Annotated in this window: 25 protein-coding genes and 1 tRNA gene; 12 read left to right on the plus strand and 14 right to left on the minus strand. The window is 66.1% G+C overall.

Annotation, left to right across the window (positions count from 1 at the left end; genetic code table 11):
* Positions 1 to 5 precede the first annotated feature (5 nt).
* From ACV7NQ_RS18095 to ACV7NQ_RS18115, 5 genes are all read right to left on the minus strand, one after another.
* Complete coding sequence (locus tag ACV7NQ_RS18095; protein WP_463360754.1) at positions 6 to 842, minus strand: hypothetical protein; 837 nt, start codon at positions 840 to 842, stop codon at positions 6 to 8.
* Positions 842 to 1,567 carry a ParA family protein gene (locus ACV7NQ_RS18100; RefSeq protein WP_463360755.1) on the minus strand — a complete coding sequence of 242 codons (726 nt, stop codon included), beginning with the start codon at positions 1,565 to 1,567 and terminating at the stop codon, positions 842 to 844. Before ACV7NQ_RS18100 ends, ACV7NQ_RS18095 begins: the two co-directional genes overlap by 1 nt.
* A gap of 377 nt (positions 1,568 to 1,944) precedes the next feature.
* Positions 1,945 to 2,018 (minus strand) — tRNA-Pro (locus tag ACV7NQ_RS18105).
* A gap of 59 nt (positions 2,019 to 2,077) precedes the next feature.
* Positions 2,078 to 3,232, minus strand: a complete 1,155-nt coding sequence (locus ACV7NQ_RS18110; protein ID WP_463360756.1) for a hypothetical protein — start codon at positions 3,230 to 3,232, stop codon at positions 2,078 to 2,080.
* 757 nt (positions 3,233 to 3,989) lie between these two features.
* A complete protein-coding gene (locus ACV7NQ_RS18115) occupies positions 3,990 to 4,952 on the minus strand; it encodes a metallophosphoesterase (protein ID WP_463360757.1) in 963 nt (320 codons plus the stop codon).
* A 133-nt stretch (positions 4,953 to 5,085) separates the two neighbouring features.
* On the opposite strand from ACV7NQ_RS18115, the gene ACV7NQ_RS18120 reads away from it, so the two are divergent.
* Entirely contained in the window at positions 5,086 to 5,550 is a 465-nt protein-coding gene (locus ACV7NQ_RS18120) for a GatB/YqeY domain-containing protein (RefSeq protein WP_463360758.1), read from the plus strand.
* 16 nt (positions 5,551 to 5,566) lie between these two features.
* Here the strand turns inward: ACV7NQ_RS18120 and ACV7NQ_RS18125 are convergent, their stop codons facing one another.
* The gene (locus tag ACV7NQ_RS18125) at positions 5,567 to 7,864 is read right to left on the minus strand and encodes a penicillin-binding protein (RefSeq protein ID WP_463365718.1); all 2,298 of its coding nucleotides are present in this window, start codon (positions 7,862 to 7,864) and stop codon (positions 5,567 to 5,569) included.
* A 415-nt stretch (positions 7,865 to 8,279) separates the two neighbouring features.
* Between ACV7NQ_RS18125 and ACV7NQ_RS18130 the strand changes: the two genes are divergently transcribed.
* Complete coding sequence (locus ACV7NQ_RS18130) at positions 8,280 to 8,603, plus strand: WhiB family transcriptional regulator (RefSeq protein WP_305082794.1); 324 nt, start codon at positions 8,280 to 8,282, stop codon at positions 8,601 to 8,603.
* 62 nt (positions 8,604 to 8,665) lie between these two features.
* Here the strand turns inward: ACV7NQ_RS18130 and ACV7NQ_RS18135 are convergent, their stop codons facing one another.
* Both ACV7NQ_RS18135 and ACV7NQ_RS18140 read right to left on the minus strand, forming a co-directional pair.
* Positions 8,666 to 9,820 carry an ArsA family ATPase gene (locus tag ACV7NQ_RS18135; RefSeq protein ID WP_463360759.1) on the minus strand — a complete coding sequence of 385 codons (1,155 nt, stop codon included), beginning with the start codon at positions 9,818 to 9,820 and terminating at the stop codon, positions 8,666 to 8,668.
* The gene (locus tag ACV7NQ_RS18140) at positions 9,817 to 10,836 is read right to left on the minus strand and encodes an ArsA family ATPase (protein ID WP_463365719.1); all 1,020 of its coding nucleotides are present in this window, start codon (positions 10,834 to 10,836) and stop codon (positions 9,817 to 9,819) included. The genes ACV7NQ_RS18135 and ACV7NQ_RS18140 overlap by 4 nt, the downstream gene beginning before the upstream one ends.
* A 208-nt stretch (positions 10,837 to 11,044) precedes the next feature.
* Between ACV7NQ_RS18140 and ACV7NQ_RS18145 the strand changes: the two genes are divergently transcribed.
* The 3 genes from ACV7NQ_RS18145 to ACV7NQ_RS18155 all read left to right on the plus strand — a co-directional run bounded on the left by ACV7NQ_RS18145 (position 11,045) and on the right by ACV7NQ_RS18155 (position 12,627).
* A complete protein-coding gene (locus ACV7NQ_RS18145; protein ID WP_227998080.1) occupies positions 11,045 to 11,206 on the plus strand; it encodes a DUF4177 domain-containing protein in 162 nt (53 codons plus the stop codon).
* Between the two features lie 7 nt (positions 11,207 to 11,213).
* The gene (locus tag ACV7NQ_RS18150) at positions 11,214 to 11,681 is read left to right on the plus strand and encodes a RidA family protein (RefSeq protein ID WP_463360760.1); all 468 of its coding nucleotides are present in this window, start codon (positions 11,214 to 11,216) and stop codon (positions 11,679 to 11,681) included.
* 151 nt (positions 11,682 to 11,832) lie between these two features.
* Positions 11,833 to 12,627, plus strand: coding sequence for an MBL fold metallo-hydrolase (locus ACV7NQ_RS18155; protein WP_463360761.1), 795 nt, complete (start codon positions 11,833 to 11,835; stop codon positions 12,625 to 12,627).
* Between the two features lie 55 nt (positions 12,628 to 12,682).
* Here ACV7NQ_RS18155 and ACV7NQ_RS18160 read toward each other — a convergent pair whose 3' ends face one another.
* Positions 12,683 to 13,357 (minus strand): Crp/Fnr family transcriptional regulator, encoded by a 675-nt coding sequence (locus tag ACV7NQ_RS18160; protein ID WP_011206875.1) that lies wholly within the window; start codon positions 13,355 to 13,357, stop codon positions 12,683 to 12,685.
* A gap of 148 nt (positions 13,358 to 13,505) precedes the next feature.
* A complete protein-coding gene (locus ACV7NQ_RS18165) occupies positions 13,506 to 13,733 on the minus strand; it encodes a hypothetical protein (protein ID WP_463360762.1) in 228 nt (75 codons plus the stop codon).
* A 133-nt stretch (positions 13,734 to 13,866) separates the two neighbouring features.
* Here ACV7NQ_RS18165 and nth point away from each other — a divergent pair, with 133 nt between their 5' ends.
* From nth to ACV7NQ_RS18185, 4 genes are read left to right on the plus strand one after another with little or no spacing between them, the layout of a single operon-like run.
* A complete protein-coding gene (gene nth, locus ACV7NQ_RS18170; RefSeq protein ID WP_463360763.1) occupies positions 13,867 to 14,673 on the plus strand; it encodes an endonuclease III in 807 nt (268 codons plus the stop codon).
* Positions 14,670 to 15,302 (plus strand): TlpA family protein disulfide reductase, encoded by a 633-nt coding sequence (locus tag ACV7NQ_RS18175; protein WP_463360764.1) that lies wholly within the window; start codon positions 14,670 to 14,672, stop codon positions 15,300 to 15,302. The genes nth and ACV7NQ_RS18175 overlap by 4 nt, the downstream gene beginning before the upstream one ends.
* Positions 15,299 to 16,015 (plus strand): NUDIX hydrolase, encoded by a 717-nt coding sequence (locus tag ACV7NQ_RS18180; protein ID WP_463360765.1) that lies wholly within the window; start codon positions 15,299 to 15,301, stop codon positions 16,013 to 16,015. Before ACV7NQ_RS18175 ends, ACV7NQ_RS18180 begins: the two co-directional genes overlap by 4 nt.
* A complete protein-coding gene (locus ACV7NQ_RS18185) occupies positions 16,012 to 17,205 on the plus strand; it encodes a MarP family serine protease (RefSeq protein ID WP_463360766.1) in 1,194 nt (397 codons plus the stop codon). Before ACV7NQ_RS18180 ends, ACV7NQ_RS18185 begins: the two co-directional genes overlap by 4 nt.
* Positions 17,206 to 17,288: 83 nt before the next feature.
* Here the strand turns inward: ACV7NQ_RS18185 and ACV7NQ_RS18190 are convergent, their stop codons facing one another.
* From ACV7NQ_RS18190 to ACV7NQ_RS18205, 4 genes are all read right to left on the minus strand, one after another.
* The gene (locus ACV7NQ_RS18190; protein ID WP_463360767.1) at positions 17,289 to 18,224 is read right to left on the minus strand and encodes an alpha/beta fold hydrolase; all 936 of its coding nucleotides are present in this window, start codon (positions 18,222 to 18,224) and stop codon (positions 17,289 to 17,291) included.
* Positions 18,225 to 18,274: 50 nt separating this feature from the next.
* On the minus strand, positions 18,275 to 18,805 hold the full coding sequence (locus tag ACV7NQ_RS18195; RefSeq protein WP_463360768.1) for a phage holin family protein: 531 nt from the start codon (positions 18,803 to 18,805) through the stop codon (positions 18,275 to 18,277).
* Between the two features lie 39 nt (positions 18,806 to 18,844).
* Positions 18,845 to 20,062 carry a Na+/H+ antiporter NhaA gene (gene nhaA / locus ACV7NQ_RS18200; RefSeq protein ID WP_463365720.1) on the minus strand — a complete coding sequence of 406 codons (1,218 nt, stop codon included), beginning with the start codon at positions 20,060 to 20,062 and terminating at the stop codon, positions 18,845 to 18,847.
* Between the two features lie 150 nt (positions 20,063 to 20,212).
* The gene (locus ACV7NQ_RS18205; protein ID WP_463360769.1) at positions 20,213 to 22,276 is read right to left on the minus strand and encodes an acetate--CoA ligase; all 2,064 of its coding nucleotides are present in this window, start codon (positions 22,274 to 22,276) and stop codon (positions 20,213 to 20,215) included.
* A 469-nt stretch (positions 22,277 to 22,745) separates the two neighbouring features.
* Here ACV7NQ_RS18205 and ACV7NQ_RS18210 point away from each other — a divergent pair, with 469 nt between their 5' ends.
* From ACV7NQ_RS18210 to ACV7NQ_RS18220, 3 genes are all read left to right on the plus strand, one after another.
* Positions 22,746 to 24,320, plus strand: a complete 1,575-nt coding sequence (locus ACV7NQ_RS18210; protein ID WP_463360770.1) for a peptide ABC transporter substrate-binding protein — start codon at positions 22,746 to 22,748, stop codon at positions 24,318 to 24,320.
* 66 nt (positions 24,321 to 24,386) lie between these two features.
* Positions 24,387 to 25,313 carry an ABC transporter permease gene (locus tag ACV7NQ_RS18215; protein WP_463360771.1) on the plus strand — a complete coding sequence of 309 codons (927 nt, stop codon included), beginning with the start codon at positions 24,387 to 24,389 and terminating at the stop codon, positions 25,311 to 25,313.
* Positions 25,306 to 26,259 (plus strand): ABC transporter permease, encoded by a 954-nt coding sequence (locus tag ACV7NQ_RS18220; RefSeq protein ID WP_463360772.1) that lies wholly within the window; start codon positions 25,306 to 25,308, stop codon positions 26,257 to 26,259. Before ACV7NQ_RS18215 ends, ACV7NQ_RS18220 begins: the two co-directional genes overlap by 8 nt.
* Positions 26,260 to 26,266 lie beyond the last annotated feature (7 nt).

Raw genomic sequence — 26,266 nt, forward strand, 5'->3', positions numbered from 1 at the left:
CGGTCTCAGGCGGTGATCTGCTCCTCGATCTGTTCGGCCAGAGTGCGCAGTTTCGCCGCGAATTCACGCGCGCCGGCGGGGTCGTCGCTCGATCCCTTGACAACCCGCCGGGACAATGCGGCGAGCCGCGACCCCACGCTGGCGAACAGGTCGGCCGTGCGGTCGTTCGGGTCGTCACGCAGTTCACCACGCAGCCAGGCCCGCAGGCGCTCGACCACATCGGCCTGGTCGAAACGGTCGGGGAGCAACGCCACCGCCTCCCGGATCTTGCCCGCGGTGACCTTCGCATCCGTGGTCTCGGCGATGGTGGTGTATACCGTGATCGCCGCATCTTCGCCGTGCTCGGCCGCCACCGGCAGCAGCTCACGGACTTGACCTTCGTTGATGCCAGGCGCCACCGGATGCAGTTTCGCAGCGAGCGGCCACGCGCGAATCAGCTTATGCGCATACGACCGTTGCATATCCCACCGCTGTTCCACGTACTCGTCGAACGTCCCGTGGCTGTCGCGATACAGTCGGCCGTCGCGCACGATCTGCAGAGCGCGCCCGGCCGCCCAGAATGCAATGCGCAAGCTGTCGATCGACGACTCGCACACTGTCAGCTGAGCCTGTTCGCTATCGCTCAGCGGGCCCTCGCCGCCGGCGGGCAGCGGCATCGTCAACACGTTCAGGCCCGGAGCCTGCGACTCGGTGTCCGCGGTCGCCTGGACGACCCGCAGTTCAGCGCCCGGACGGCGCCACTCGGCGTCGCGCAGCGGGGACACCGGCGGAGTGTGCTCGGCACCATCGGACAGCGGGTTGGCGGCCCCGCCGATCGAACCCTTCCTACGTTGCGGAGGCATCAGGCCGGCACCTCCACCGCGACGCGATATGGGCTGACGAGTTCGTCGCCCACCCGCCGGTATTCCCCCAGGTCCTCTATCGGATTCTCGGCTCCGTCGCCGACCTCGCCATCGGCGGCCTCGCGGTACCACTTCCAGGCGCTCAAGTAGGACTCGAAAACGTCGTACCCGGCGTCCTCCAGGTTCCTTCGCTGCGATCGGTACTCGGTCGACATGTTCACGCCGTTCTTCATGGTCACCGGAACCTTGGTCATCAGGACGCGCACCCGGATCTGACGGTTCCGCTCGGCCACCGCCTCCTCGGCGGCCCTGTAGGTGCTGGGTACCCGCTTCACTTCAGACGGGCTCACACTCGTCAGCAGGATGAGCTCATGGCTCTCCGGAACGGCGGCCTTGAAGATCTCCGCTGACTCACCCCCGGCGTCGACGATGATGACGTCGAAGGCGGCGGCGTTGTCCGTGATGCAGTCGTCGACGTGCCGGGACGGGAAGGCGATCAATTCGAACGGCACATCGATCTCCCCTTTGGTCAGCCGCCGGTACCAGGAGTACCCCGTTTGGCTGAGCGGGTCAGCGTCGATGACGAGCACCCTCAACTCGTGCACCAACGCGAAGTAGGAGGCCAAGAAGAACGCCGATGTCGTCTTTCCGACACCGCCCTTCAGATTCCCCAGTGTGATCACCAGGGGTGTGGGCAGACGGAGTGGTGCAACAGAATTCGTCATGACAATCCTCCATGTGTGAGGAGCGCAGAAGCTGTGCTCGGCCAGTCTCGCACTGCCTCGGCGAACTTCCGCTGATTGCGCACACTCCTCCCGCTGCACTGGCGTGGCGCGAGCGAGTGTGTCCAATTGGACACATTGCGTCCGATAGACACAATTAAATCGTTCTGAAGATCTGGTCACAACAGGCAGACATAGCTGACCGCTCACTCGGCGAGGTGAAGTCCGCACGCCTGACCAGCAAGGAACCTGGCGGACTCCCGGGCCGCTCGATCGGCTCGCCGTAATCACGGAACCGCCGATGTCGGCGTCCATCCAACGAGTAAGGCCCCTGACCAAAGCTACTGGTCAGGGGCCCTGCTGTCGTCTCAACCAACGAGTCGGGGTGACAGGATTTGAACCTGCGACCTCTTCGTCCCGAACGAAGCGCGCTACCAAGCTGCGCCACACCCCGTTGTCGGACCTGAGGTAGCTTACAACAGCTAACGTCTAGACGTTAAACCCGCAGGTCAATCAGCTGCCGTGGGTGCGGACGCTGGTGAAGATGCGCTTCGCGGTCGCCACGTCGACGGCATGGGGCACGCCGGTGTCGGCGGCGATCACCATGACGAAGTTACCGTTCTCGGTGGGCGAGGCGAAGGTATAGACCGAGTACTGGGTGGCGCAGCCGGGTTTGGCGTCGGGGATGGTGCCCTTGGTCTCGACGAACATGCCGTGTTGGGTGTCGTCGAGCGAGTTCAGTGCTTGGCCGCCGCTCGGCGTCGCGGATGCGTTCTTATAGGCGAGGGTGGCCGTTTTGGTGCCGACTTCGGTTGCGGCGCTCGCGGAATCGGACTCTTTGGATCCGGTGAGGAACGAGACGGTGCGGGTGGAGCCGGGGCAGTAGCTCTTGCCTTCGCTGGCGTAGCCCTTGCCGACGACGGCGTTCGGCGGCTCGCCGAAACCGCCGATGGTGCCCTCGGGCGCCACGGTCCAGTCGGCGGGCACGTCGTAGGCGGCGCCGCGATCGGGCGCGACGACCACCTGGTAGCCAGGCACGACCGGGGCTTCGTTGCGGGTGGCGGGCCCGGTGGTGGTCGGCCTGCCCGCGCTGGTCTTGGTCGGGTTGTGCGCACCCGCCGTCGTGGTCAGTGCATTCACCATGGACGGCGAGGTGTCCTGCGCGCGGGTGTCGTCGGACCCGCGATTGGCCACGACCACGGCGGCCGTCGCGCCGCCCGCGACCACGACCGCAGCCACCGCCGCAGCCAGCCACGCCTTGCCCCGGACGCGGCTCGGCCGCCCGTCAGGATCGTAGCCGGGCGGAAATTGTTGAGGCGGACCACCGACCCGCGGCGGCTCACCGTAACCGCCATAGGTCGGCTGCGGTGCGCCGTACTGATTCGCCGGAAACTGCTCGATCGGCGGGATCTCGCCGTACTGGGCGGGCGCGGTCTGCGCGGGCGCGGGCTGCCATTGCAGTGTGGGTTCCGCTTGCGCGGGCCAGCCTTGGTTCGGTTGCCACTGCGGGTTCGGCGTCGCCTCGGCGCCGGTGGCCCATTGCTGGACAGGGATGGGCTGCCATTGCAGAGTCGGATCGGGCTGCGGTGGACTACTGGGCGACTCCTGCTGAGGAGGTGTCTGATCCTCATTGCCCCACTGCCCACCGGGAGTCGGTTGCCATTGCATGGTGGGGTTCGATTGGTCTAGTGCGCCGGAGTTCCCGTGCTGTGCAGTATTCGGTTGCGCCGGTGTGCCAGGGTTCCACTGCTGTATGGAGTTCGGTTGGGCCGGTGTGCCGGCGTTCCACTGCTGCGGGGGATTCGGTTGCGCTGGTGCGCCTGGGTTCCACTGTTGTGTGGGGTTTGGTTGGCCTGGTGCGCCTGGGTTCCACTGTTGTGTGGGGTTTGGTTGGCCTGGTGCGCCTGGGTTCCACTGTTGTGTGGGGTTTGGTTGGCCTGGTGCGCCTGGGTTCCACTGTTGTGTGGGGTTTGGTTGGCCTGGTGCGCCAGGGTTCCACTGTTGTGCGGCGTTTGGTTGGGCCGGTGTGCCGGCGTTCCACTGCTGTGCAGTATTCGGTTGCGCTGGTGCTCCAGAGTCCCACTGCTGCACGGGATTCGGCTGCACACCACGGTTCCACTGCTGCGTGGCGTCGGACTGCCCCTGCGCGCCAAAGGGCGGTTGCGACTGCGATTTTGGGTCGGGCAGCCCTGTGTCGTCCGATCCGCCCCGGCCTGGCGTCCATGGCGTCGTCGGGCCGTTTGCACCCTGATCCGGCTGCGCCTGCCCGTTATCCCATTGCCCAGCGGGACCGGATTGCCCTGCCCCAGATAGCTGTTGCCGATACGCGGCCTCGGGTTGTCCAAGAACCGTCGGTTCGTTGCGGCGGTCGTCGAATCCACTCACGGTCGTCCCCTGCCTGACATTTCAGTCTCGGCAAGCGACCCTAGCGGGCGATGGCCTCCGAGGCTGAAACACCCTGCCCACTGTCGGTGACAGGTCGCTTCGGCGGCGCCGCGACGAGCGTCACGAGCGTCGCCTCCGGTCGGCAGCAGAAGCGGTAGGGCGCCCACGGCGAGGTGCCGAGACCGGCGGAGACATGAAGTTGGGTGTGCGCGCCCCACTTCGACGAGCCCTTCACCCGGGACCGGTCGATGCCGCAGTTGGTGACCAGCGCGCCGTACCCGGGCAGGCACAGCTGACCGCCGTGCGTGTGCCCGGCCATGACCAGGTCGTAGCCGTCCTCGGCGAAACGATCCAGCACCCGCGGCTCGGGGGAGTGGGTCAGGCCGATACTCAGCTCGGCCAGCGGGTTCGGGGCCCCTGCGACGGTGTCGTATCGGTCGCGCTGCAGGTGCGGATCGTCGACGCCCGCGCTCGCGATGCGAATGCCCGACACCTCGACATCGCGACGGACGTGCGTAAGGTCCAGCCAGCCCCGTTCGGTGAACGCCGCGCGCAGGTCCTTCCACGGCAGCGGCGCGCCGTACACGCGGCGATGGTCCTTCTTGAAGTACTTCATCGGGTTCTTCGGCACCGGCGCGAAATAGTCATTGCTGCCGAAAACGAAAAGGCCCGGGCGGGAAAGTAATCCGCCGAGGGCCTGCACCACCGCCGGCACCGACTTCTGGTGCGACAGGTTGTCTCCGGTGTTGATGACCAGGTCCGGCTCCAGCCGGTCCAGCTCGCGCAGCCACTGCTGCTTGAGCTTCTGACCAGGCATCATGTGCAGGTCGCTGATGTGTAGCAGCCGTAGGGACGCCGCACCCGGCTCCAGCACCGGCATGGTCGCCTCGCGCAGCACGAAGGCATTTCGTTCGATCAGCGAGGCGTAGCCGATTCCGGCGACCGCGGCCCCGGCGGCTCCCAACGCGGATCGTCGGATGGCGGACGTCGAGATTACGGGCATTTGCCCAGCATAGGTGACCTCGCTGAGGAACGCCGAGTGTGTTTACGCACAAGCGTCCGGATGTCTCGCCCGAAATCGGACCGCATGGCAAATGTAGTGGGCCGGACCCGCGCGAGCGGCTACCGTGTGGCACATGTCGGAACTCAAATCGCAGCTGCGTGCGGACCTGACCGCCGCGATGAAAGCAAAGGACAAGCTGCGCCTCGCTACCCTGCGGATGCTGCTGGCTGCCATCCAGAACGCCGAGGTCGCAGGCCCGGAGGCGCGTGAGCTATCCGACGCCGAGGTCATCGTCGTGCTGCAGAAAGAGGCGAAGAAGCGCAGCGAATCCGCCGAGGTCTACACCCAGGCCGGGCGCGGTGAGTTGGCCGCCAACGAGCACGCCGAGGCGCGGATCATCGACGAGTACCTGCCGACGCAACTGTCCGACGCGGAGGTCGCCGATGTCGCCGACACGGCGATCGCCCAGGTCGCCGAGCAACTGGGCGAGCGGCCGGGCATGCGTCAGATGGGTCAGGTGATGAAGGCCGCCACCGCGATCGCCGAGGGCAAGGCCGACGGTTCGCGACTCTCGGCTGCCGTCAAAGCCCGCCTCTGACTACTTCTCGATAAAACTATCGGGGTAGCGGTATGGGAATCGGAATCGGGATCGGTGGCAACCGCGGTGGCGGCGGCAGGCCGGGCACAGCCGGTGGTGGGGGACCCGGCGGCGGTGCGGCCCGTTCGGTGCCGTCACTGATGTAGACCGTGATCACCGAGCCGGGGATCGCCGATCCGTTCGGCGCGGTCCCCATCACCGTGCCCTTGGGCTGTGATCCGACACCGGTCACCGGCGAGGCCTGGAAGCCCGCGCGAACCAGCGCGGCGGTCGCATCGCCCTGCGACATGCCTGCGACGTCCGGCACCTGCGCGCCGTTTGATCCGCGGACGTACTTGTCGTCCAACGGCGGCAAACCCGGTGGTGGGAAGTGCGGCATTACCGGTTTGATCGCGTTGAAGAACGTGCGCGCCGGTTCGTTACCGCCGAACAGATTTCCGTCGCCGCAGGGGCGCAGCGGGAACGAGCAGATCTCGCCGGGTGTCGGGCTGTCGCCGTAAACGTAGGCAGCGGCCGCCAGTGCGTTGGTGAAGCCGAGAAAGGCTGAGGAGCGGTGGCTTTCGGTGGTTCCCGTCTTGGACGACATCGGGAAGTTCCAGCCGACCGAGTGGGCCGCGCCGGCGGCGGTGCCGCTGACGTCGTCCTTGCTCATCGCGTTGGCGAGGGTGTTGGCCAAGCCGGGATCGACCACCTGCTCGCAGGCCTGCTGGGTGAGCGGCACCGTCTTGCCGTTGCGGTCGAGGACTTCCTTGATCGGTGACGCCGGACACCATCGGCCGCCAGAACCGAGCGTCGCGGCGACATTCGACAGTTCGAGCGGATTGATCGCGACCGGGCCCAGGGTGAACGAGCCGAGGTTCTGTTCCTTGATCATGTCCGCGAGGCTCTGGTTGCCATGCCCCGAGCTGCCCGGTTCGGTGTAGGAGCGCATGCCGAGCCGGACCGCCATATCGACCGTCGGGGTGACGCCGACGGCCTGGATCAGCTTGACGAACGCGGTATTCGGCGAGGTGGCCAGCGCTTCGGTCACCGACATCGGCGACTTGTACTTGCCCACGTTCTCGACGCAGTAGGTCGCGGGCGGGCAGCCGCGGGCACCACCGTTACCCATGCCCCTGGCTTCGAATCGGCCCGGCACATCGAGCTGGGCGTTGGTGCCCAAGCCCTTCTCCATGGCCGCGGCCGTGGTGAAGATCTTGAAGATGGAGCCCGCACCGTCGCCGACCATCGAATACGGCTGTGGCTGCACGGTTTCGTTCGCGTCCCGGTTGAGGCCGTAGGTGCGACTGCTCGCCATCGCGAGCAGCGGATGCGAGTCCTGTCCCGGCGCGACCACCGACATGACCTGCGCGATGTCGTCGAGGTTCGGGTTGGCCGCCTCGGACACCGAGCGCTTCACCGAATCCTGTACCAACGGATCGAGCGTGGTCTTGATCAGATAGCCGCCCTTGTCGATCTGCTCGCGGCTGATGCCCGAATTGGCCAGATACTGCAGCGCATAGTCACAGAAGAAGCCGCGATCGTTGGCCGCGATGCAACCGCGCGGCAGGCCCTTCGGCTCGGGCAGCACGCCCAGTGCTTCGTCCTTGGCCTTGCGGAATTCGTCGGCGCGGCTGGGGATGTTCTGGATCATCGTGTCCAGCACGGTGTTGCGCCGGACCTTCACTCCGTCGGGGTTGGTGTAGGGATTCAGCTTCGAGCTACTCTGCACCATGCCCGCCAGCATCGCTGCCTGCGGCACGTTCAGGTCGGCCGCGTCGACGCCGAAGTAGGTCTGCGCTGCGTCCTCGATGCCGTAGGAGGAGTTACCGAACGGGACGAGATTCAGATACCTGGTGAGGATCTCGTCCTTGGTCAGCTCCCGATCCAGGGTGAGCGCCATCCGGATCTCGCGGATCTTGCGCGCCGGGGAGGTTTCGATGGCGGCGCGGCGCTCGGCGTCGGTCTTGGCCACGACGAGCAGCTGGAAGTTCTTCACATACTGCTGGTCGAGCGTGGACGCGCCCTGCTGGACCTGACCGCTTGTCGTATTGGTGAGGAACGCGCGCATCGTGCCCTGCCAGTCCACACCCGCGTGCTCGGCGAAGCGCTTGTCCTCGATCGAGACGATCGCCAACTTCATGTTGTTGGAGATCTTGTCGCTGGGGACCTCGAAGCGGCGCTGCTCGTAGAGCCAGGCGATAGGCGCCCCGGTCGAGTCGACCATGGTCGAGACGGCAGGGACGGTGCCCTCCACCAGCTCCGCGGACACGTTGTCGACGGCGTCGGCGGCACGGTTGGAAACGAATCCGAAACCGCCTGCGAGGGGGAACATCAGCCCGGCGATGAGCACCGCGGCCAGCGCGCAGCTGCCGGCCAGCCTCGCGAGCGTTTGTGTGATCGGCACGAAGCTCAGCCTACGGGGTGGCTTTCTGACCGGAACTCGCGGTTCCGGAGCTCGTATGGGCGTGTCGCGCGACGGGATCCGGCGTGTCGCGAGAGGGCGAGGCGCGTGTCGAGTCGACCGCGCGGTTTTCTATCACGTTTGGAGGGACGGACGTACCAAAAAGTCTCGGGACGGTCTTGCGCTCGAGCTATACCTTTACCTAGATTGAGAACCCAGTGTGATAGAGCTAACACTCAAAGTGGAATGTGGTGCAGTTCGCAGCGGGGTTTGAGTTGCTGCGACGCTGACACGCGATTCTGGAGCGCCGTTGACCCGGTGTTCGGACTGCAAAGGGGCACACCAAATGCACATGACAACCCCCATCGCTCGATTGGACGTAGAGCAGGCCGAAGCAAGGATCGCCTGGGTTGCCCAGGCTCGATGCAAAGAAGTAGATCCCGATCAGTTGTTTGTCCGTGGCGCTGCACAGCGCAAAGCGGCGACGATCTGCAGGCACTGCCCGGTGCTGATGCAGTGTGGTGCCGACGCCCTGGACAATCGTGTCGAGTTCGGCGTGTGGGGAGGGATGACCGAGCGGCAGCGGCGTGCGCTGCTGAAGCAGCACCCCGAGGTGACTTCCTGGTCGGACTTCTTCCAGGCGCAGCGTCAGCACCAGGTGGCGATCTAGTCCCTAGCCGAAGCCCGATTGAGCCCGCGGAAGCGGGCTCGTTCGGCGTTAAGAGGGCTATATCAATCAGATATCACGACCGGCTCGGGTGCCGAAGTGCCGGTGAGTTGATCGCCGACGGCCTGCAGCGCCTCGAGGTCGGAGACTTCGAACGGCAGCGCGGTCACGGAGGCGATCGGAACCCGCGGATGCGCGCTTGTGAACCGGTGCAGCAGATGCTGTTCCCGTTTCGCGGTTGCGACGCGCTGAGCATGAATGCGCAGCACCGCGGATGTGATCGGATCCGTCTCGGCCAACTGTTCGGCGGCGGTCAGCGCACGGTCGGCCGACAGTGCGCTCAACACCGGATGTGTCCGGTTCAACACGAGTCCGGCCAGCGGCATGCGCTCGGTGGACAGTCGGTCGACGAAGAACGATGCCTCCCGCAGCGCGTCCGGCTCGGCGGCCGCGATCACCAGGAAGTGCGTGCCCGGATTGGACAGCATCGCGTAGGTCCGGTCGGCGCGATCCTGGAAACCGCCGAACAGCGATTCCAGTGATTGCAGGAAGTTCGACGCGTCCTTGAGCATCTGGCCGCCGACGATGGTGGACACACCGCGCACCGCCAGGCTCATCGCGCCGGTCACCAGCCGGGTGACGCCGCGGCCCGGGGCCATGATGACCCGGATCATCCTGCCGTTGAGGAAGTTCCCGAGCCGTTTCGGCGCGTCGAGGAAGTCCAGCGCATTGCGCGACGGGGGAGTGTCGACCACGATCAGGTCCCACTCCTTCCGGTTTGCCAGCTGACCCAGCTTCTCCATCGCCATGTACTCCTGCGTTCCGCCGAAGGAGGAGGCGACGGTCTGATAGAAGGGGTTGGCGAAAATCTGCCCCGCCTTCTCCGGACTGGTGTGTTCGAGCACCATATCGTCGAAGGTGCGGCGCATATTGAGCATCATCGCGTGCAGTTCGCCCTTGGCCTCGGGGTCGAGCGGTACCCGCTGCGGGGCGTTGTCCAGATCGGCGACGCCGAGTGACTGGGCCAGTCGGCGCGCCGGGTCGATGGTCAACACCACCACCTTCCGGCCCATTTCGGCCGCGCGCAGTGCGATCGCCGCCGCGGCGGTCGTCTTGCCGACGCCGCCGGAGCCGCAGCAGACGACGACGCGGGCGGCGCGATCGGCGATGATCTTCGAAATGTCTAGTGGCGCAGTGGCGTTCGTGCCAGGTGTACTCATCGGACGCCCTGCGCGCTCAGATGCTCGGCCAATTCATATAGGCCGCCAAGGTCCATGCCGTCCTCGAGAGCGGGCAGATACAGCCGCGACACGTTGACCTGGGTGAGCTCGGACGCGCTGTCGTCCTGCGCCCGCAAAGTGGCCGAGTGCTCGATGGTTTCGGTAATAAGGCCATGGAAGTTCTGGTCCGACAACGAGATTCCCACCTCGGCCAGAACGGTGCGGATGGCGTTGGTATCGATATCACCGGTGGAGGCGCGGTTGCGCACGTCCGCGGGCAGCAGGGCCTTGCTCGCCCGGTTCACGATCACCGTGCCGATGCGCAGATCGGCGGCCTCCAACTCGGCGACCGCGTCGGCGGTCTCCTGCACCGGCAGCGCCTCCAGCAGCGTGACCAGGTGAATCATCGTCTGATCTGAGTGCAGTAGCCTCGAGACGCCCTCGGCCTGCGAGGCGATCGGCCCGCCTTTGGCCACCTCGGCCATAGCCTGGGTGACATCGAGGAAGCTGGCGATCCGGCCGGTCGGCGGTGCGTCGACCACGATTTCGTCGTAGGCGGGCTTGCCCGCCTTGTCCACGCGGACGGCGCACTCCTTGATCTTGCCGGTCAGAATGACGTCGCGCAGGCCAGGTGCGATCGTGGTGACGAACTCGATGGCGCCCATCCGGCGCATCGCCCGCCCGGCGAAGCCGAGGTTGTAGAACATGTCGAGGTATTCGAGAAAGGCGTGCTCGATATCGAGCGTAAGCGCGACCACCTCGCCGCCGCCGTCGGCGGTGGCGATCCTGGTCTCGGTCGGCGGCAGAGGCGGCAGATCGAACAGCTGGGCAATGGACTGCCTGCTCTCCACCTCGATCAGCAGTACCCGGCGACCACCTGCGGCAAGGGCGAGCGCCAGTGCCGCGGCGACCGTGGACTTTCCGGTTCCCCCTTTTCCGGACACGAAGTGCAAGCGGGCCTTTTCCGCCCGGTTCGGCCAACCCGTTTCTAGCCCCGGCTCCGCCGAAATAGGCACTGCTGTTGGTACTCCCACGATCGCGAGCCTATAACCCGTTCTGAGATCTCGTCCCAGGGATAGGCTTACTGGTCGGTTTCTCGACCGTTCTGTACCAGACAGTGAGACGGCTCGGCGCGTCCCGGCCGTTCGGACATCAGCCCGAGGCGGCCGCGAACACGCCGTGCCGCAGGCGCGGCAGATCGGACAGAGCTATACGCTCACCGTTATGAGTGATGTGACCGTGTGGGAGTACGCCACCGTTCCGCTTTTGACGCACGCGACCAAGCAGATCCTCGACCAGTGGGGCTCCGACGGCTGGGAGCTGGTGACCGTGCTCCCTGGCCCGACCGGCGAGCAGCACGTCGCCTACCTCAAGCGCCCAAAATAGAGAAGGGATGTCAGCAGTGACCCAGTGGGAGAAGAATCTCGCCCGGCTCGGACTGACCCTGCCCCCGGTCGTGGCTCCGGTCGCCGCCTATAGCCCGGCGATCCGGACCGGTTCGCTGGTCTACACCTCCGGACAGTTGCCGTTCGTTGATGGTCAGCTGTCGGCGGTCGGCAAGGTCGGCGCCGAGGTGTCGGTCGAGGATGCCAAGGAAGCGGCGAAGCTGTGCGCGCTCAACGCGCTGGCCGCGGTGCACGACCTGGTCGGGCTCGACGCGGTGGTGCGGATCGTCAAGGTGGTCGGATTCGTCGCCTCCGCACCGGGATTCAACGATCAGCCGGTCGTGATCAACGGCGCCTCGGAATTCCTCGGTGAGGTGCTCGGCGACGCGGGCGTGCACGCGCGCTCCGCGGTGGGCGTATACGAACTGCCGAGGAATACCCCCGTCGAAGTCGAACTCATCGCCGAGGTGCGCTAAACAGGTTCTCGGACAATTTCGAGCGACCTGCAAGCAGTCGCTAGCGGGGACAATTTCGAGCGACCTGCAAGCAGTCGCTAGCGGGGACAATTTCGAGCGACCTGCAAGCAGTCGCTAGCGGCCACCATTTTCGATCGACTGGGGTAATCCGATGACGCTGACTCATCCCGCGTACGGGCAGCTACGGCAGGTGACGCCGATCGCGGCGGTCCTGCTCGCCGACAATCCGGGCCAGATGACCCTGGAGGGCACCAACACCTGGATTCTGCGCGCACCGGGACGGTCGGACTGTGTGGTGATCGACCCGGGCCCGAAGGACAAAGCGCACAGCGAGGCGATCGCCCGGGTCACCGAGGGCAATATCGCCCTCACGTTGATCACCCATCGGCATCACGATCACACCGGCGGCATCGACCGACTTGTCGAGCTCACCGGCACCCTGGTGCGGGCAAGGACCGGGGAATTCCTGCGCGGTTCGGATGCGCCGCTGGTCGACGGCGAGGTAATCGAGGCGGCCGGATTGCGGATCACCGTCCTCGACACCCCCGGGCACACCCTCGACTCGGTGAGCTTCGTCCTCGACGACGCCGTGCTGACCGGCGACACCATCCTGGGCAGCGGCACCACGGTGCTCGATTCGAGCGACGGTAAACTGGCCGACTACCTGAGGTCATTGGATCGACTGGTCGAGGCGGGCGCCGGGCGCGCATTGCTGCCCGCGCACGGGCCGGATCATCCGGATCTCGAGCCGGTGGCCCGGTTCTACATCAAGCACCGGCAGGAACGTCTCGACCAGGTCCGGGAGGCATTGCGCGTGCTCGGCCCCGACGCGGGCGCGATGGCCGTGGTGCGGAAGGTCTACGTCGACGTCGACAAGCGGCTATGGCTCGCCGCCCGCAGTTCGGTACAGGCGCAGCTGGAGTACCTGCGCGCCGAGCAGGCATAACGTCATCCCGGCGAACGCCGGGATGACGAAAGGACTTCCCGACCGACGGGAAGGCTCAGCGCGCGCGCCGGGCCAGTCGCTCGGAGTCGGAGATCAGTACGCTCTTGCCCTCGAGCCGCAGCCAACCGCGGTGCGCGAAGTCGGCGAGCGCCTTGTTCACGGTCTCGCGGGAGGCGCCGACCAGCTGGGCGATCTCCTCCTGGGTGAGGTCGTGGGTGACCCGCAGCGCGCCCGCCTCTTGGGTGCCGAACCGCTGTGCGAGCTGCAGCAGCGCCTTGGCGACCCGGCCGGGGACGTCGGTAAAGATGAGGTCGGCCAGGTTGTTGTTGGTACGACGCAGCCGCCTGGCGAGGACGCGGAGCAGTTGCTCGGCGATCTCGGGCCGCTGGTCGATCCAGGACTTGAGTGCGTCGCGATCCATCGTGACGGCGCGGACCTCCGTCACGGTGGTGGCGGTCGAGGTGCGCGGGCCCGGGTCGAAGATCGACAACTCACCGAACATGTCCGACGGCCCCATGATGGTCAGCAGGTTTTCCCTGCCGTCGGGGGAACGTCGGCCGATCTTCACCTTGCCGGACGTGATGATGTACAAGCGGTCGCCGGGTTCGCCCTCGTTGAAGATGACATGGCCGCGCGGGAAATCCACGGGCTGCAGTTGTTTGGCGAGAGCCGCGACCGCGGTGGGCTCTACGCCTTGGAAGATGCCGGCTCTGGCGAGGGCCTCGTCCACGAATGTGCTCCTTATGGGAAATGGCTCTGTCCTGGACCGAAGCGAATCGGCCAACAGAGCAGTCTACGCGGCATCGGGGCAGCGCAGTGACAGACACCACGTAACGAGTGTATTGCGCGGCGCGCCGATGCGGGGTTCGGGCCCTAGATTAGCTCGCCCGAGCGACGTCCAGCTCTTCGCTGCGGGACCGGCGCTTGCGCATCCGGGCAACCGCGGCGGGCAGTCCGAGCTTCGTCAGCTCCTTCACTTCGGCGTTGCTTGCGTTGTCCAGGTACTGCTGAACCTCTTCATCGGGTTCGAGAAGTTTGCGGAGCCGGTTCTCGACCCGCTCCATAACCAGTGCAAACAGCATCAGCACCACTGGGAAGAGCGCCACAGCGAGTCCTTGCATAGGGAGGAGTAAACACGGTCTAGGTCTCAGATGGAACACGGCAGCTGATCTGAACGGGCACCGTTGCGTGGTGGTTCCGTATGGTGGACGGGTGCGTGTCTCCCCCTCTGCAGCCGCCGTGAGCGGGTCTTCGCCGGCCCCCGCGACGACCGATGCGCAACCTGCCGCGGGCGGCGCACTCAAACGCAAATCGCGAGCGCGACAAGCGGAAACGCAGCTCGGCCGCACCCGGCGGGCCCGCCGGATGAACCGCATGCTGGCAGTGGCGTTCCCGGACGCGCACTGCGAGCTGGACTTCACCACACCGCTCGAATTGGCGGTCGCCACAATACTTTCCGCGCAGTGCACCGACGAGCGGGTGAATCTCACCACACCTGCGCTCTTCGCCAAGTATCCGGACGCCCGCGCCTACGCCGAGGCAAACCGCGCCGAGCTCGAGGAATACATCCGCCCGACCGGCTTCTTCCGGAACAAGACGAGCTCGCTGATCGGCCTCGGACAGGCGCTGATCGAGCGGTACGACGGTGAATTGCCTCACACTCTCGATGAATTGGTGAAGTTGCCAGGCATTGGCCGCAAGACCGCCAACGTCATCCTCGGCAACGCCTTCGACGTGCCGGGAATAACGGTCGACACCCATTTCGGCCGCTTGGTGCGGCGTTGGGGATGGACCACCGAGGAAGACCCGGTGAAGGTCGAGCACATCGTCGGCGAGCTCATCGAGCGCAAGGACTGGACGATGCTGTCGCACCGGGTGATCTTCCACGGGCGCCGGGTCTGCCATGCCCGCAAGCCCGCGTGCGGCGTGTGCGTGCTGGCCAAGGACTGCCCCTCGTTCGGGATCGGGCCGACCGATCCGGAAGCCGCGGCCGAGCTCGTGAAGGGTCCGGAGGCGGAGCACCTGCTCGAGCTGGTGGGCCGGTGAGCCAGGTACCTGTCGCGGCACGCCTTGCACTGGCGGGATTGATCACCGTGGTGGCGTTGGCGGTTGCGTTGTGGCCGCGTGGCGGTGGTGGCACTGTCGCCGGTGATCGTCAGGTGCAATCGAGCGCGCTGATGTCGGACCAGTTGCGCGCCGAGGCCGGGCTCACCGCCTGCCCGCAGCCCGCCGCGGGTGCGGTCGGGCACGGCCCGCTGGCCGGGATCACGCTCAGCTGCCTGGCCGATGGCAAGCCGGTCGACCTGGCCGCCGCGCTCGCGGGCAAGCCCGCGCTGCTGAACCTGTGGGCGTATTGGTGCCGACCGTGTGCCAAGGAGTTGCCGTATCTACAGGAGTATGCCCAACGAGTCGGCGACGCGATTACGGTGCTGACCGTGCACAGCGATCCGGGCGAAGCGGAGGGACTGGCTCTGCTTGCCGATTTGAAAGTGACCCTGCCCGGAGTGCTGGACGCCGGAACCAAGGTGCGCACCGCGGTCGGCGCACCTGCCGTGTTGCCGGTGTCGGTGTTGTTGCGAGCGGACGGGTCCGTGGCCGAGGTGGTCGTGCGCGCATTCGACGGAGTCGGCGACATCGCCGACACCGTCGCAAGTGAATTGGGAGTACCGGCATGACAGCCCCCACACCGGAGAACATCCCGCCCTGGCTGCGCCGGGCGACCGCGCCGGACACCGATGCCACCGACACGCTGTCGCGGGCGCGGGCACTGCGCAGGGCGATGACCATCACGAGCACACCCCGCCAGGCGGCCGTGCTCGTGCTGTTCAGCGGCTCACCCGAGCCGGACCCGAACGCAGCCGGCGGTTTACCCGCCGACGCGGACGTACTGCTCACCCAGCGGGCCTCCACCATGCGACAGCACCGCGGTCAGGTCGCCTTTCCCGGCGGTGAGGTCGAAACCGGTGACACCGGACCCATCGACACGGCCCTGCGTGAGGCATGCGAGGAGACCGGGCTGGAGCGAGAAGGCGTGGAACCCCTTGCGGTGCTACCGAAGCTGTTTGTGCCGCCGTCCCGATTCGATGTGACCCCGGTGGTGGCCTACTGGCGGACGCCGAGGGAAGTCGCCGTGGTGAACCAGACCGAGACCGAACGGGTTGCACGGGTGCCGCTGGCCGAGATGCTCGATCCGGCGAACCGTTTCCTGGTGCGCGGCAGCCTCGGCTATCAGAGCCCCGCCTTCCAGGTGGACGGCATGCTGGTCTGGGGACTGACCGGCGGTATTCTCGCCGGGTTGTTCAAAGCCGCTGGCTGGGAACGAGATTGGGACCACACGGACGTGCGTGATCTGGAGACGTCGCTCGCCGCAGTAGGGATGACTTTATGAGCTCCTCGGCCTGGCTCGACATCGCGGTCGTGCTACTGGCGCTGCTCGCTGCCTCGTCCGGGTGGCGGTCGGGCGCGGTCGCGTCCGCGCTCGCCTTCCTCGGCGTCGTGCTCGGCGCGGTCGCGGGCATCCTGATCGCGCCGCACATCCTGATCCACGTCAACGAGGGCCGCACCCGGGTGCTCACCGGCGTGCTGCTGATCGTGGTGCTGGTGATTGTCGGCGAGGTCGCGGGCATGGTGCTCGGTCGCGCCGCGCGTGGCGGCATGCGGCATTCGCTCACCCGCAGCGTCGACAGCGTGGTCGGCGCGGTGCTGCAGGCGGTGGCCGTGCTGGTCACCGCGTGGCTGCTGGCACTGCCGCTGGCGTCGACGTCGCAACCGGCGATTGCCACCGCGATCAATGGATCCCGGGTCCTCGCCGACGTCAACAACGTCGCTCCGAACTGGCTGCGCCGGGTTCCGAACGAATTCTCCAAGCTGCTCAACACTTCCGGGCTGCCGGATGTGATCGGCCCGTTCGGCCGTGCGCCGATCGCGGCCGCCGAACCGCCGGACCCGAGCGTGCTCGCCAGCCCGGTTGCGGGCTCGCTGCAGCAGAGCGTGCTGCGGATCCGCGGTGTGGCGCCGAGCTGTCAGCGGGCGCTGGAGGGTTCGGGCTTCGTGATCGCGCCCGAGCGGGTGATGACCAACGCCCACGTGGTCGCGGGCACCACCAGCGTCAAGGCGGACACCGCACGCGGTCCGCTGGATGCGACCGTGGTGCTGTTCGACCCGTCCAAGGACGTCGCGGTGCTCGCGGTGCCCGGCCTCACCGCTCCGGTGGTGCCGCAGGCTCCCAAGCCCGCCCGCTCCGGCGACAGCGCCATCGTGCTCGGCTACCCGGGTGGCGGGCCGTACACGGCCAGCGCGGCCCGCGTGCGTGAGACCTTGGATCTGACCGGGCCGACCATCTATCGCAACGGCACGGTGGAGCGCGAGGTCTACACCGTGCGCGGTCAGGTTCGGGCGGGCAATTCCGGTGGGCCACTGGTGGATACGGAGGGCGAGGTGCTCGGTGTGGTGTTCGGCGCCGCCGTCACCGACGACGACACCGGCTACGTGCTCACCCTGGCCGAGGTCCGTGCTCAACTGGATATCGCACCCGCGGAGGACGCGGCGGTCGGCACCGGGGCCTGTGTCCTGAGCTGACCGGCCGCCCTACCTGTCGAGCAGCCTGATCCCGACGGCCCCTGCTGGATTCGGCATCCGCCGAAATATCGGTGCCGTCGGGATCAGGTCAGTAGTTTGGCCAATTCCGTGGTGACGGCATCCGGGTTTTCCTGGTGCACGAAGTGCCCCGCGCCGGGGATGGTCGCAAGGCGTCGTCGTGGTGACCACTGCTGACCGCGGTGGAAGGTGTTGCGCAGCAAGTAGTTGTCCAGCTCGCCGCGCAACGCCAGCACCGGGATGTCGACGGGATCGCGCATGGTGGCCATGAACCGACGACCGTCCGGACGCCATTGACTGCGGAACGCCCAGCGCTGGTACTCCAGCGCGCAGTGCGCCGCGCCGGGGATCTGGATGGCCGAGCGCATGCGCCGCGCGGTGTCGACGAATTCGGCAGTGCCCGACCAGGTTCCGCCGACTCGCTGGCGCAGCAGCCGCTCGACCTCGAAGCCGTCCTGTGTGGTCAGCAGGCCCTCGGGATATCGGGGTAGCTGATAGCGCAGGAAGTTGGGCAGCCACGCCCTGCGCTGGCGGCCGTCCCGCAGCACCGCGCTCTTGAGCGCGGCCGGGTGCGGCGAGCTCACCAGGGCGATCGAACGCACCAGGCGCGGGTGCAGCACCGCGGTCGCCCAGCAGACCAGTCCGCCCTCGGCATGTCCGACCAGGCTGGCCTCGGTGTAGCCGAGTGCCCGGATGAGTCCGGCGGCATCACCCGCCAGCGTCCAGCCGTCGTAGCCGCGCGGTGGTTTGTCGCTGTCGCCGTAGCCGCGCAGATCCACCGCGACCGCGCGATACCCCAGTTCGGCAAGGCCGGTCAGCTGGTGGCGCCAGGACCACCAGAAGTCGGCGAAGCCGTGCAGCAGCACGACCAACGGCGCGTTCGCGCGCTCGGGAGTGGCCTCCACGACATGGAATCGAATGCCGTTGGCATGAACGTCCCGATGCGTCCACGGTCCGTCATAACGGACGCTGGACGGATCCGGAAAGGAGTTCGACGACACGCCGATCGAGCCTAGTGGTCGGCGTGGCCGGACGAAGGTCCGGCCACCGCCTAGCTGCTCGGCTTGTCGAGGGAAAGGTGTTCCTCGTGCGCAGCCGCGCCGAATCCGCTCGGCAGCACCGCACGAGCCTGTTTGAGCGAATCGATCGTCTTCTCCGGGGCGCGCAACTTCTTCACCCGCCGGTAGCCGAGGAACGCGAGCGCCGCCGTCGCGGCGATCATCAGCAGAAACACGATCAGGAACGCCGCCCAGCGCGCCAGCCAGAGATCTAGCAGCTCGCCGAGGAAGAAGAAAAAGAAGAACGTGCTGAACAGCAGGACGGTCAGCGCGAGGATGAAGTAGACGCTGCCCTGCAGCCCCTTCTTGATCTCACCTGTCACCTCGGCCTTGGCCAGCTCCACCTCGGCGCGCACCAGCATCGACATCTGCTCGGTCGCGTCGCGGACCAGGCTGCCGAAGCTGGCGGACCCGTTGGGGTGGGCGTCGGTGAGTGGAATCGAGGTGACCGTGTGGCCGGAATCGTGCGATGCGGACCGGTCGCGTCGTGCGTCGTTTCCGTTACCGCCGTCTGTGAAACTCACTTGGTCGACCCTTCTCCCTGTCCCGGCACTGCCTCGGCCTCACTCTTCTGGTTGTAGCGCACGCACGTCACGACGCGCCTGGTGGACGCGCCCACGCCGCAACAGTAGCGCTGAACCAGCGAGCGACGCCGCCATTGATGTCACCAACACCGCTGCCTTTGCCAATTCGACAGCGGAGCCGTCGCCGACGTCTGTCAGCGCGAGTTCTGCCACGAGAAGGCTAACGGTGAAGCCGATCGCGCCGAGCACCGACAGGGCGAACATGTCGCGGTAACCGAGATTCGCCGGGCGCTTCGCGATACCCAACCGGATTGCCACCCAGCTGATCCCGAAAATGCCGATGGTCTTGCCGAGCAGCAATCCGAGAATGATGGCCAGCGACAGCCTGTCGGTGAACAGCTGTCCGAAGACCTTGCCGTCCAATGGAACTCCGGAGGCGAACAGCGCGAACAGCGGCACGCACAGTCCGGCCGAGATCGGCTGGATCATGTGCTCCAGCCGGGTGGCGGGCGGCTCCTGCTCGCCGGGATCGGTTTTCACTCTGGTCAACAGGCCGAGTCCGACACCGGCCAGCGTGGGATGGATGCCCGCCTCGTGCAGCGCATACCAGGCGATCAGCGCCAGCGGCAGGTAGACGATCGGCGTGCTGACCCGCTTGTGCTGCGCCAGCGCCCATCCGGCGAAACAGGCCGCGGCCGCGACCAGCCACAAGACCGAGAGCGCGGTGGTGAACAGCACCGCGATCAGCAGGATGGCGAGCAGATCGTCGACTACCGCGAGGCTGAGCAGGAACACTCGCGCGCCGGCCGGAATCCGGGAGGCGGTCATGGCAAGCACCGCGAGCGCGAACGCGATGTCGGTGGCCACCGGAATGGCCCAGCCTCGATCCATCCCGTCGACGCCGAACCCGACGAACAGCGCGATCAGCGCCGGGGTGACCACGCCGCCGACCGCGGCGATGATCGGCAGTGCGGCGCGTTTGGGGTCGGCGAGCTCACCAACGACGAGCTCGCGTTTGAGCTCGAGTCCGGCGACGAAGAAAAAGATGGCAAGCAGGCCGTCCTCGGTCCAGTCGGCCGAGGTCAGATCCAGGTGCAGCGGCGCGATGGGCAGCACCGTCTCGGTCATGGTGACGTAACTGTCGCCCCACGGCGAGTTCACCCACAGCAACGCGGTAGCAGCCGCGATGAGAAGCATTGCGCCGCCGACGGTTTCGGTGCGTAGATAGCGCGTCAGTTCCGAGCGCACTTGGGTGATCACGGGAAACCTTCCGGCACGGTGGTCAGGGCTGCGGACGCACAATCCCACCGATTCAGCTTTCGGGTTCACGACCGCACGCCGACCAGACTTCCCGGCACACCTTACGCAATTCTATCTAACGGATCACCTGCCGTTTGCCTACCTGGATCAGCCGCGACTGGCCCGGATCGCCTCGAAGACGTTCGGGTCGACCAGCGTCGAGGTGTCGCCGAGTTCGCGGCCCTCGGCAACGTCGCGCAGCAGTCGACGCATGATCTTGCCGCTGCGTGTCTTGGGCAGTTCGGGGACCACGTGGATCTCCCGCGGCCGCGAGATCGGACTGATCTCGCGCGACACCTGCGCCTTCAGCTCATCGATCAGCGACGCGCCGGTGTCCTCGGCCTCGGCGGTGAGTATGACGAACGCGACAATGCCCTGGCCGGTGGTGTCGTCACTGGCCCCGACCACTGCAGCCTCGGCGACACCGGGGTGCCCGACCAGCGCGGACTCCACCTCGGCGGTGGAGATGCGGTGCCCGGACACGTTCATCACGTCGTCGACCCGGCCGAGCACCCACAGGTCGCCGTCGGCGTCGAGCTTGGCGCCGTCACCGGCGAAGTACCAGCCCTGCTCGGCGTAGCGCTCCCAGTAGGTGGTCTTGTACCGCTCCATATCGCCCCAGATGCCGCGCAGCATCGACGGCCACGGCTGGTCGAGCACCAGGTAGCCGTTGGCCTCGGTCTCGCCGAGCTGGACCGGCTTGCCCTCCTCGTCGACGACCGTCGCCGAGATGCCCGGCAGCGGGGTCATCGCGGCGCCCGGCTTGGCGGCGGTCACGCCGGGCAGCGGGGAGATCATGATCGCGCCGGTCTCGGTCTGCCACCAGGTGTCCACGATCGGTGCGGTGCCCGCGCCGATCACCTCGCGGTACCAGCGCCAGGCCTCCGGGTTGATGGGCTCGCCCACCGAGCCGAGCACCCGGATGCTGGACAGATCGTGCGCGGCGGGGATCTCGCGGCCCCACTTCATGAAGGTGCGTACCAGCGTCGGCGCGGTGTAATAGATTGAGACGCCGTACTTTTCGACGATCTGCCAGTGCCGGTGCTCGTCCGGAAAGTTCGGCGTGCCCTCGTAGACGACCTGTGTCGCCCGGTTCGATAGCGGACCGTAGACGATGTAGCTGTGCCCGGTCACCCAGCCGATGTCGGCGGTGCACCAGTAGACGTCCTTACCGGCCTTGTGGTCGAAGACGTTGTGGTGGGTGTAGGACGCCTGCGTCAGATATCCACCCGAGGTGTGCAGGATGCCCTTCGGTTTGCCGGTGGTGCCGGAGGTGTAGAGGATGAACAGCGGATGCTCGGCGTCGAACGCCTGCGCTTCGTGTTCCGGAGATGCCTGCGCGACCGTCTCGTGCCACCACACGTCGCGGCCGTCGGTCCAGGGCACTTCGATATCGGTGCGCCGCACGACAAGTACGTGCTCGACACTGTGCGGCACATCGCTAGCGACTGCTCGCAGGTCGCTCGAAACAGCATCGCTAGCGACTGCTCGCAGGTCGCTCGAAACAGCATCGCTAGCGACTGCTCGCAGGTCGCTCGAAACAGCACTGCCGTCGGCGTAGAGGGCCTCGTCCACCGCCTCCTTGAGCGGAGCGGGCTTGCCGCGCCGCCACTGCCCGTCGGTGGTGATGATCAGGCGCGCGGAGGCGTCGTCGACGCGCTGGCGCAGCGCGGTGGGGGAGAAACCGGCGAAGACCACCGAGTGGGTGAGGCCGAGCCGGGCGCAGGCCAGCATCGAGACGATGGCCTCGGGGACCATCGGCATGTAAATGGCCACCCGGTCGCCGGCCGCAAGGCCGAGCTCGGTGAAGTAGTTGGCGGCGCGGCTCACCTCGGCGAGCAGTTCGGCGTAGGTGATGTCGCGAGAGTCGCCCGGCTCGCCTTCCCAATGGATGGCGACCTGATCGCCGTGCCCGTCGAGGACATGCCGATCCACGCAGTTGTAGGCGACATTGAGCTTGCCGTCGACGAACCACTTCGCGACCGGCGCACCGCTCCAATCGAGAACCTGCGTCCATGGCTGATCCCAATGCAGCCGTCCGGCCTGTCCGGCCCAGAACGCATCACGATCCGCCTCGGCGCGCTGGTACAGCGCGGCGTCGGAGTTCGCCGCGGCGGCGAACTCCGAGGTCGGTGGGTACGAGTCCCGGTGGTCAGCAGAGGTATCGGTCATCTCGTCTCTTCTTTCACGTAAATCTGCAGCGCTCGATTCGACGCGCCCGGTGCGGGCCAGTTCGACACTAATCAACTGTGACCTACGGCGTGTCCGGTATGTCCACCGGGTTTCCATCCCGTCACCAGGGTGGGTATCCGGCCCGATCGGCAGACAAACGGGCCCGACGCTGGTTATGGTCTTCTTCTACTCCTCCAGCACCGGATGACCCGCACTGCGGCATTGTTCCGGCGAATTGGTGTTTTCAGCGCCATGTTTTTCGTGTTTCGGCAATGTTGCCGGATTGGTAACAAGTGGAACGAACCTCGGTCAATCCGATGACAAGGCGAGTCCAAATAGCTACTGTCCGTGACATTCCAAGGCGATCGAATCGAGACGCGCTGGAAAGTGATCTCCTGCGCGTGTTGCCGATCTCCTTTGCCTGTCTCGAAATCGGGAGAACGCGTTGAGATTCCACAGAGCTACAGCGTTGACCGCGGCAGTCCTACTGGCCACAAGTCTGGGACTGTCCGCATGTTCGTCGAGCGATAGTGCTGATGCCGGCATCGTCACGACCAACGGTGGTGAGCCGCAGAATCCGTTGGTGCCAACCAATACCAACGAGAATATGGGCGGCCGCGTAGTCGACCGGCTGTTCGCCGGCCTGAAGTACTACGACAGCAAGGGCGTTGCCCACGACGAGATGGCGGAGTCGATCAAGACGACGGACCGGAAGAACTACACGATCACCATCAAGCCGGACTGGAAGTTCACCGACGGCACCCCGGTCAAGGCCAAGTCGTTCGTCGACGCCTGGAACTACGGCGCGCTCGGCACCAACGCGCAGTTGCAGAGCTACGTGTTCACCCCGATCGTCGGATTTGACGAGGTGTCGGCGGACAAGCCGACGGCACAGACGTTGTCGGGTCTGCAGGTGGTCGACGACCGGACCTTCACCGTCGCATTGAAGCAGCCGTCCATCGACTTCGAAACCGAACTCGGTTACGCACCGTTCTATCCACTGCCCGACGCCGCGTTCAAGGACATGAAGGCCTTCGGTGAGAACCCGATCGGCAACGGCCCCTACAAGTTCGACAAGTGGGAGCACAACGTCAAGATCGACCTGGCGCCGAATCCTGACTACAAGGGCGGGCGCCCGGCCAAGAACAAGGGTCTGCGATTCGTGATGTACCAGTCGTTCGACACCGCGTACTCCGACCTGCAGGCGGGCAACCTCGACACCCTCGACACCATCCCGGATAGCGCGCTGAGCTCCTACAAGAAGGATCTCGGCGACCGCGCGATCATCGAGCCGTCCGCGCAGAACCAGCACATCGGCGTCCAGGCGAACGTCGCGCACTTCGGCGGCGAAGAGGGCCTGTTGCGGCGTCGGGCTATTTCGATGGCGATCAACCGAGAGCAGATCTGCGAGACCATCTTCCACGGCACCAAGATCCCGGCGCGCGACTTCACCGCGAGCACCCTGCCCGGCTTCAACGGGAACCTCCCGGGCGCAGAGGTGCTGAAGTACAACCCGGACGAGGCCAAGAAGGTGTGGGCCCAGGCCGACGCCATCTCGCCGTGGTCGGGCCGCTACGAGATCGCCTACAACTCCGACGGCGGTCACCAGGCGTGGATCGAAGCGGTGGCCAATAGCGTGAAGAACACCCTCGGCATCGACGCGGTCGGCACGCCCTACCCGACCTTCAAGAACATCCGAGACCTGGTGAACGCCAAGACAATCGGGAAAGCCTTCCGCTACGGCTGGCAAGGTGACTACCCGACGATGCTGCAGTTCCTTACCTCGCAGTACTACAGCTACTCGGAGACCAATAACGTCGACTACAAGAGCCGGGAGTTCGATCACCTGCTCGACGCCGCACTCGCCGCGCCGACCCTGGACGAATCCTACAAGATCGTCGCGCAGGCCCAGGCCCTGCTGATCAAGGACATGGCCGACATCCCGATCATCGATTACCTTGCCGCCGCAGGTCGGTCGGACAAGGTCAAGAAGGCCGACCTCGCCTGGAATGGCCTGTTCGACTTCGAGAACATCGAGAAGTAGCCGCCTTGGTGGTGCCGTGCCGCCGAACCTCGACGGCACGGCTCCGCCGCCGACCCAGGAGATGAAATGGCCTGGTATGTCTTGCGGCGTCTGCTCCAGATGATCCCCGTATTCCTCGGGGCGACGTTGCTCATCTATGCGCTGGTCTTCCTAGTTCCGGGCGATCCGATCCACGCGCTGGCCGGCGACAAGCCGATGACGCCTGCCGTGGAAGCCCAACTTCGCGCGCGTTATCACCTCGACCGCCCGTTCTTCATGCAGTACCTGCTGTATCTGAAGGGCATCGTCACGCTTGACTTCGGGACCGCCTTCTCCGGCAGGCCGGTGCGCGCCGAGCTCGCAAGGGCGTTCCCGATCACCATCAAGCTCGCCTTGATGGCGGTGGTCATCGAGGGATTCTTCGGCATCGTCTTCGGCCTGATCGCGGGGCTGCGCAAGGGAAAACTGTTCGACTCGACGCTGCTGGTGGTCAGCCTGATCATCATCGCCGTCCCGATCTTCGTGATCGGCTTTCTCGCTCAGTTCTTGCTCGGCGTGAAATGGGGCATCGCGCCGGTGACCGTCACCGGCAAGGCGAGTTTCACCGAGCTGCTGGTCCCCGCGTTCGTGCTCGGGTCGCTGTCGTTCGCCTACGTGCTACGGCTGACCCGAAACTCGGTGGCCGAGAACATGTCTGCCGACTACGTGCGTACCGCGACCGCGAAGGGGCTGAGCAGGCCCCGGGTGGTCACCGTGCACATTCTGCGTAACTCGATGATCCCGGTCATCACCTTCCTCGGCGCCGATCTCGGTGCGCTGATCGGCGGCGCGGTCGTCACCGAGGGCATCTTCAACATCCCCGGCGTCGGTGGAACGCTCTACCAGGCGATTACGCGCGGCGAGCCGCCGACGGTGGTCTCCTTCGTGACGGTGCTCATCGTCGTCTTCCTGATCTCGAACCTGATCGTCGACCTGCTCTACGCCGCGCTCGACCCGAGGATCCGATATGCCTGACCTCGACAACGAAACCCCGCCACGGCAGCAGCACTTCGTCGCACCGGCCGACGAGGTGCAAGTCCTCGCCACCGATCAGGTCGACGAATCCGGCTCGCCGACAAGTATCTGGCAGGACGCGTGGCGGCAGTTGCGGCGCAACCCGATCTTCATCGTCGCCGCGTTGCTGATCCTGTTCATCGTCATCGTCGTGCTGTTTCCCAGCCTGTTCACCGATCAGGATCCGCGCTACTGCAACGGCGATTTCAGCATGCACCCGCGCAGTCCCGGTCACCCGTTCGGCTTCGACAAACAGGGTTGCGACGTCTACACCCGAACCGTGTACGGCGCACGGGCTTCCGTGGAGGCGGGTTTGGGCGCGACGACGTTGTTCCTGGTGATCGGTGGCACGCTCGGGGCGCTCGCGGGCTTCTACGGCGGGCTGCTCGATTCAGTGGTGTCACGCGTGGCGGAGATCTTCTACGCGATCCCGCTGATGCTGGCCGCGATCGTGATCATGCAGTTGCTCGACTCGCGGACGATCTGGACCGTCATCCTGATCCTGGCGGCGTTCACCTGGCCGCAGGCGGCCCGCATCGCGCGCAGTGCCGTGATCGAGGCGAAGAACAGCGAATATGTCACGGCGGCAAAGGCATTGGGCGTCTCACGAATAAGGACGCTGCTGCGCCATGTGCTACCGAATGCGGCCGGTCCGCTGATCGTGGTCACTACGATCTGGCTCGGCGCCTTCATCGTTACCGAGGCGACGCTGTCGTATCTCGGTGTCGGGCTGCCGCGCACGATCGTGTCCTGGGGCTCCGACATCAACACCAACCAGCATGAGCTGCGTGGTGGGTCGCCGATTCTGTTCTATCCCGCAACGGCTTTGGCGCTCACCGTGCTGAGCTTCATCCTGCTCGGCGACGCGGTGCGGGACGCGCTCGACCCGAAGGCCAGGAAGAGGTGACCGCGGC

The sequence above is a fragment of the Nocardia sp. Tas62D01 genome, assembly GCF_055232035.1.